The organism is Polaromonas sp., assembly GCF_012927455.1.
In the GTDB taxonomy this organism is placed as follows: Bacteria; Pseudomonadota; Gammaproteobacteria; order Burkholderiales; family Burkholderiaceae_C; genus Polaromonas.
In genome coordinates this window covers 169,017-175,608 of the sequence record NZ_JABBPE010000003.1, presented here as the reverse complement: position 1 = coordinate 175,608, position 6,592 = coordinate 169,017, and the positions used below count along the sequence as shown (strand labels likewise).

General features: G+C 55.6%; 8 protein-coding genes. All 8 read left to right on the top strand.

Features of this window, described 5'->3' with window-relative positions; all coding sequences use genetic code 11:
- Positions 1-355: 355 nt before the first annotated feature.
- The 8 genes from bzdN to HHJ18_RS05130 all read left to right on the top strand — a co-directional run bounded on the left by bzdN (position 356) and on the right by HHJ18_RS05130 (position 6,579).
- On the top strand, positions 356-1,495 hold the full coding sequence (gene bzdN / locus HHJ18_RS05165; protein ID WP_296912257.1) for a benzoyl-CoA reductase, bzd-type, subunit N: 1,140 nt from the start codon (positions 356-358) through the stop codon (positions 1,493-1,495).
- Between the two features lie 18 nt (positions 1,496-1,513).
- Positions 1,514-2,818, top strand: a complete 1,305-nt coding sequence (gene bzdO, locus HHJ18_RS05160) for a benzoyl-CoA reductase, bzd-type, subunit O (RefSeq protein WP_296912255.1) — start codon at positions 1,514-1,516, stop codon at positions 2,816-2,818.
- Positions 2,793-3,653, top strand: coding sequence for an acyl-CoA dehydratase activase (locus HHJ18_RS05155; RefSeq protein WP_296912253.1), 861 nt, complete (start codon positions 2,793-2,795; stop codon positions 3,651-3,653). Before bzdO ends, HHJ18_RS05155 begins: the two co-directional genes overlap by 26 nt.
- A gap of 24 nt (positions 3,654-3,677) precedes the next feature.
- The gene (gene bzdQ, locus HHJ18_RS05150) at positions 3,678-4,604 is read left to right on the top strand and encodes a benzoyl-CoA reductase, bzd-type, subunit Q (protein WP_296912251.1); all 927 of its coding nucleotides are present in this window, start codon (positions 3,678-3,680) and stop codon (positions 4,602-4,604) included.
- A gap of 63 nt (positions 4,605-4,667) precedes the next feature.
- A complete protein-coding gene (locus tag HHJ18_RS05145) occupies positions 4,668-4,952 on the top strand; it encodes a hypothetical protein (RefSeq protein WP_296912249.1) in 285 nt (94 codons plus the stop codon).
- A 25-nt stretch (positions 4,953-4,977) separates the two neighbouring features.
- Entirely contained in the window at positions 4,978-5,403 is a 426-nt protein-coding gene (locus HHJ18_RS05140) for a hypothetical protein (protein ID WP_296912247.1), read from the top strand.
- Between the two features lie 55 nt (positions 5,404-5,458).
- Positions 5,459-5,911 carry a GNAT family N-acetyltransferase gene (locus tag HHJ18_RS05135; RefSeq protein WP_296912245.1) on the top strand — a complete coding sequence of 151 codons (453 nt, stop codon included), beginning with the start codon at positions 5,459-5,461 and terminating at the stop codon, positions 5,909-5,911.
- 23 nt (positions 5,912-5,934) lie between these two features.
- Complete coding sequence (locus tag HHJ18_RS05130; protein WP_296912242.1) at positions 5,935-6,579, top strand: PHP domain-containing protein; 645 nt, start codon at positions 5,935-5,937, stop codon at positions 6,577-6,579.
- Positions 6,580-6,592 lie beyond the last annotated feature (13 nt).

The window sequence follows — 6,592 nt, the reverse complement described above, 5'->3', positions numbered from 1 at the left end:
TCATGTCGTGTTGCTCCAGCCGGACAGTCCGACGGGTAGCAATTTACGCGAGGCAACAGCTCAACACGGGTAGCAATTCAGCTGAGTCAATGCGGCGGTCAAGATAGTTGACGTCGACCAGTACAGGGGCCCTCGTCGCCAAAACATGATGTTTGCCTCCAGATCAGTCTTTGATCACATCCTGTTTCATACAAATCCATCTTTATCTGATCCAGATCAAAGCACAGTGATGTCTTGTTTAAAAGGTGCAATATATCGCCATTTATGCTTTATAGTTCATTTATGGCGATATATTGCATATGTCGCTGGGGTTGGCCCCAGCATGAACTTACTCTGTGAAAAGGAGATTGCCCCAATGAGCGACGGTTTATTTGATCAGTTCAAGAAATGGTATGAAAAGCGACACGATTACGCGCGGGCCTGGAAGCAGCGCACGGGTGGCCAGGTGGTGGCAACGATGTGTACTTATACAGCGGAGGAGTTGCTGATCGCCGCCGACATGTTGCCGGTTCGTGTGCTGGGAGCACACGAACCGCAAAACGTCACCGAGCCGCATATCTTCGGGATGTTCTGTCCCTTCTGCCGCGACTCTCTGGCACAAGGTCTGCTCGGTCGTTTTGATTATTGTGAGGGCGTGACGCTTACCCAGTCGTGCATCCAGTATCGGCAGACTTTCAGTTCCTGGCGCAGCAATGTGCCGAGCGTGCAGTGGGACTATTACGTGCCGATGCCAAACGAGGTTCAGTCAGTCCATGCCCGCAACGCATATCATGCCGAACTGCAATCCTTTCGCGTCTTCCTGCAAGCCTTGACCGGTAAGGAACTGACTGACGCCAAGCTGAAGGATGCGCTGGCTTTGGTGGATGAAAATCGCCGCCTGCTGCGTCAGTTGTTTGAATACCGCAAGGCGACCGATCCCCAGGTAAGCGGCGTTGAAGCGATCTACGCCTCGCTTACTGCCCAGTTTGTCGACAAGCGCGAGCATAACGAGCAACTCAAGAAAGTACTCGCCGCGCTGCCATCGCGGGGCCTAGTCCGGCCGGAGGGGGTTCGCTTCATGACCATTGGCTCCGAGAACGACGACATCGCCTTCATGGCTATGGTCGAGTCGGTCGGTTCGACCATCGTCATCGACGACCAATGCTCAGGTACCCGTTACTTCTGGAACGAGTCAAAACCAGACAATGACGTCATCAAGGCGATCGCTGACCGCTACTGCGATCGGCCGGCCTGCCCGACCAAGGATTACCCGAGTCACACACGGTTCAACCATGTGCTCGGACTTGCCAAGGAATTCAACGCGCGTGCTGCGATTTTTCTGCAGCAGAAATTCTGCGATCCCCATGAGGGTGATTACCCCGATCTCAAACGGCATCTGGAATCCAACGGTATTCCAACGCTGTTCCTCGAATTCGATATCACCAACCCGATCGGTCCCTTCCGTATTCGTGTCGAGGCATTCCTCGAAACGATGAGCGAAGAAGACCTGTTCTAAATTGACGCGAGATTGTTCATGTACAACAAGTATCCGACCGAGCCGCTGAAGCTCTGGAAAAAAGCCAAGGAACTGCGCGAGCAGTATTACCTGAATTACGCCAAAGCAAAGGAGAACGGTGGCTTGCGCTGGTCCGGTTCAGCTTGGGCACTGGATGCGCTGCCGGCCGGTCTTGGCGAAGACGTCTACTCACTGACCGGCGAGCCTTACGCTGCAGCCGTTTCCCATGATCGAAAATTTGCCAAGGAATGCATGGATGCAGCCGAATCCTATGGGTTTGCCCGCGATCTCTGCTCTTACATGCGCATCTACTGGGGAGGAATGCATCTGGACAAGTATCTGTTCGGTGGAAAATTCCCGAAACCCGACTTTATCTTCCAGACACAGATTTGCTGCTCTCACTCCAAGTGGTACCAGCACGTTGCCAAGGAAGAGCAGGTGCCGCAGTTCTATGTCGATGTCGGTGTTGGTCCGTACAAGGATATGACCGACGCGCGTCTCGACTACGTGGTCGGACAGCTTAACGAGAGCATCGAATTCCTGGAAAAGTCCACCGGCCGAGAGTTCAACGACGAGTTGTTCATCAAGGCGGTAAAAAACGAGATGCGATCGACCAGCCGTTGGGCCGACATCTGCGCCTTGAACAAGGTCAAGCCGGCGCCGCTTGACGAGAAAACGATGTACTCGCTGTATGTTCTGGCGACGCTTTCCAAATCATCCCAATGGTGCGCCGACTTTTACGACGAGTTGTACGAGGAAGTGAAGGATCGTGTCGCCCGTGGTATCGCCGCCGTACCTAACGAGACCGTCCGCATGATGTCGGACACGCAGCCGCCATGGTCCTTCCTGAAGATTTTCCGCTACCTCGAAACTTTCGGAGCCGTGTCGATTGGCTCGCTCTATACCTTTGCCCTCGAAGGCATCTGGGAGGTCAAGGAAGACGGTACCTGGGGCGGTCGCACGCTGCCCTGGAACAAAGGCATCGAGATGAACGACCGGCAGACCGCGCTGCGCCTGTACGCCGACTGGAACTTGTCCAAGCCCCAATGGCAGCACTTTTACGATCCGCGCCTGAAGACCGAAATGATGTTGCGCATCGTCAAGGAGTGGCAGGTAGACGGCGTCATGTTGCACCTAAACCGTGGCTGTGAAGGCTTGTCCTTAGGAATCATGGAAAACCGCATGGGCATTGCCAAAGCTGGCGTTCCGATCATGACCTACGAAGGAAATATGGGCGACGAGCGGGAGTTCGATGAAGTTCGCACGCAAGCCCGTGTAGACGCCTTCATGGAGCAACTTGGATTGCGTCGTCAGGCCGCTTGAATCCGATATTTCGAAGGAGACAAAGATGATTACTGCTGGAATAGATATGGGTTCTCGCACTGTCAAAGTGGTGCTGCTCGAAGAAGTCGCGGTGGAGGGTGCGCCGCGGCTGAAATATGCGATCAAGAAGACGCACATCATGATGCCAGGCGATTTGGACCCGGATCAGGCCGCCGAAAAAGTGTATGACGACGTCCTGGCCGCGGCAGGCTTGACGCGAGATCAAATCACAGCGGTGTTCGCCACCGGGGCTGGACGTAAATTGGTCGAATTTGCTACTGAAGGCATCACCGAAATGACCGCCGGTGCCAAAGGCGCGTCCTACATGTATCCCCAGGGTCGCACTGTGGTGGACGTCGGCGCCGAAGAAGGCCGCGGTATGAAAACGGACGCCGAAGGACGGGCGATCGACTTTGCCGGTAACGAAAAATGCGCAGCCGGCGCCGGCTCGTTTGCCGAAGCGATGTCACGGGCGCTGCAGATGAGCCTGAAGGAGTTTGGCGACGCCAGCTTGCTGTCCGACAAGACGATTCCGATGAATGCCCAATGCACCGTCTTCGCGGAATCCGAAGTGGTGTCATTGATCCACTCCGCGACGCCCAAGAACGATATTGCCAAGGCCGTGCTTGATGCGGTGGCCAGCCGCGTCTGCGCCATGGTGCGCCGAGTTGGCATCGATGGCGAGGTTGTCCTGATTGGGGGCATGGTGCACAACGCCGGCTTTGTTCAGTCTTTGAAGAAGGCAATGGGGGTCGACAAAATATCCCTGCCGGACATGCCTGAATACATCAGCGCTTTAGGCTGCGCCCTGATTGCTGCTGAGCGGCAGCACTGAACACCTACGCAAAAGGAGTAAACGATGAACTCAACGAGTGCACAAGTAATAGCAGAAACGGTCCCAGAGAAAAAGGAATTCTGGCGCTGGCAAGAAACCGCCTGGATTGACGAAACCAAAAACTGGAAAAATGCAAAGATTGTCACCTGCGGAATTGACGTGGGCTCGGTATCCTCGCAGGCCGTGCTGGTAGTTGACGGCGAACTGTACGGATTCAACAGCATGCGCACCGGCAACAACTCTCCGGATTCCGCCACAAATGCGCTGCAAGGCGTGTTGGATAAATGTGGCATGAAGCTCGAAGATATCCACTATGTCATCGGCACCGGCTACGGCCGAGTTAATGTGCCGTTTGCGCACAAGGCCATCACAGAGATCGCCTGCCACGCCCGTGGCGCCAACTACATGGGTGGCAACGGCGTGCGCACCATCCTCGATATGGGGGGCCAGGATTGCAAGGCCATCCATTGCGATGAGAAGGGCAAGGTCACTAACTTTCTGATGAATGACAAGTGCGCTGCCGGTACCGGGCGGGGCATGGAAGTGATCTCCGACCTGATGCAAATCCCGATTGCCGAAGTGGGTCCGCGTTCCTTCGACGTCGACGTCGAACCTGAAGCCGTTTCCTCGGTCTGCGTCGTCTTTGCCAAATCCGAAGCATTGGGACTTCTGAAGGCCGGCTACACCAAGAACAAGGTGCTTGCCGCCTACTGCCAGGCCATGGCCGAGCGCGTGGTATCCCTGCTCGAGCGGATCGGCGTCGAAGAAGGGTTCTTCATCACTGGTGGAATCGCTAAAAATCCGGGCGTCGTCAAGCGCATCGAAAAGCTGCTCGGAATCAAGGCCATTGATACCAAGGTGGACAGCCAGATCGCCGGTGCTCTGGGTGCGGCACTCTTTGGCTACACGCTCATGCAAAAGCAAGGCGCCGCCGCAGCGAAGGCAGCTTGAGCTACGTTCATATTCAATGCAGCTTGGCTGCTCACCACGGCTCTACCAGGAAGGAGCGAACAGATGATTGCGAACTATGGCTACAAGGACGGCTCGGGCGAGTATTACATCACTATCAATACCGACAAGTGCATCGACTGCGCCGCTGAGCGTGCCTGTCTCGCTGCCTGCCCAAAGCAAATGTTCGAGATGATCACCGATGACTACGACGATGAAGTGGCCTGGGTGAAGAAATCGAACTGCCGCACGCTCGCCTACGACTGTTCGGAATGCAAGCCAGCCTCAGGCTATGCCAGCCTGCCCTGCACGGTGGCCTGCACGCCCGGCGCGATCAAGCATTCCTGGTAAGGGAGTTCTCATGGTGAAAAGTCAGATGTTTATCCCCATCCATCAGGCGGCCTCAACTGCTTCAGCATGTTCGACGGGCGAGGTCACTCTGGTTAGCGGGTCATGTTCGGCGGCGTCAACGTGCGCATCCGGGAGCTCATGTTCTTCCGGCGGCGGAGCGTCTGCGGATAGCGAAGATCCGTCCGTCAAGCTCGCGCAGAATGGTTGGATCTTGCGCACAACCATAGGCGAGCCTCGTCTTTCTGAAGTGGTTGAGAACTATCGGGCCATGGGCTACGAAGTCCACGTCGAGCAATTCGCCGAAATGCGCTCAATTAAATCTATCAGCGGGGAAGTTGAATCCTGCACCACTTGCTACGACGCTGCGGACAAATCCGATGCCAGTCAGGCCTGGGGTTCGATCTATGTCCGCCCGGGGCACACCGTCGAGCCGAACGAAGAACTGTTTTAGTTGCAAAAGTTATGGCATGTCCCCAGGGACGAGCCAGCATTCATGGAGAAAGAAAATGGCGAACCAGCAGCGCATCATGCGCGTACTCAAGCAAGCGGATCTTGATGACATCGTCGACATCGACGAAGCCGCGAGCAAACAGTCCCGGCGCGAATACTACGAGAGAAAAATTGCCAGCATCCTGAACAAGAAAACCGACATCAATTGCTCGATCGTCTGTGAAGTGGACGGCAAGGTTGTCGGTTTCGTGATGGGGTATCTATTTTTCGGCGAATTCGGCATCTCGGACGGGACGGCAACGATTGATGCCTTGGGCGTTCACCCCACTTTCCGCAGCTACGGTGTGGCCAGCGAAATGCTGGACCAGTTCATGATGAACATGAAGGCTGCTGGCGTCAAGAAGATCTACACGCTAGTGAACTGGGATGACTTTGCGCTGGAAAAATTCTTCTCGCGTCAGAAATTCGTTCCGTCCAAGCGGATCAATCTCGAGCTCGAGCTGCCCTGAGTCCTCGCGTACTAGGACCTGCCATGTGGATAGACACCCATTGCCATACGAAATATTCGTACGACAACTGGCTTGAACCGGTCAATCTGATTCGACGCGCCAAATTTCTTGGAATCGACGCCGTGTGCATCACAGAGCATTACTCCTACGAGGCGTCCGAGCCGGTCGAACAGATTGGTCGGGATGAGGGCTTGCTTGTGTTGCGCGGCGTCGAGATTTCCACGGACCGCGGGCATTTGCTGGCCTATGGCGTTGAGGACGATGGCTGGAACGCATGGGGACGCGACAACTACCTGCCATTAGAAGAGGTGATTGCGCGCATCAACGCATTGGGGGGCATTTGTGTTCCGGCGCACCCTTTTCGCGAGGTCGGCCTTGCCTGCCTGCGCAAAGGAATATTCGACCTAGACGGGATCGCCGCGGTCGAGTCGCATAACGGCAACAACAGCGAGGCCGACAACCAACTCGCGATGCTGGCGGCAGTGCGCATGGACTTGCCAATGTTGGGGGGAAGTGATTGCCACAAGACGGCCGCTGTCGGTCGTTGTGCAACGGAATTCGTGGACGCCATCACATGCATGGCAGATTTCGTTGCCGCCGTGCGAACCGGGCGCTGCCGTGGTGCGTATTTTCCGAGGTACACCAGCGTGAACATGGAGGAAGTGTAAGAGATATGGCAGC

Coding starts and splice junctions, on each gene's coding strand:
- bzdN (WP_296912257.1), top strand. CDS start 356: ATGAGCGACGGTTTATTTGATCAGTTCAAGAAATGGTATGAAAAGCGA.
- bzdO (WP_296912255.1), top strand. CDS start 1,514: ATGTACAACAAGTATCCGACCGAGCCGCTGAAGCTCTGGAAAAAAGCC.
- bzdQ (WP_296912251.1), top strand. CDS start 3,678: ATGAACTCAACGAGTGCACAAGTAATAGCAGAAACGGTCCCAGAGAAA.
- HHJ18_RS05145 (WP_296912249.1), top strand. CDS start 4,668: ATGATTGCGAACTATGGCTACAAGGACGGCTCGGGCGAGTATTACATC.
- HHJ18_RS05140 (WP_296912247.1), top strand. CDS start 4,978: ATGTTTATCCCCATCCATCAGGCGGCCTCAACTGCTTCAGCATGTTCG.
- HHJ18_RS05135 (WP_296912245.1), top strand. CDS start 5,459: ATGGCGAACCAGCAGCGCATCATGCGCGTACTCAAGCAAGCGGATCTT.
- HHJ18_RS05130 (WP_296912242.1), top strand. CDS start 5,935: ATGTGGATAGACACCCATTGCCATACGAAATATTCGTACGACAACTGG.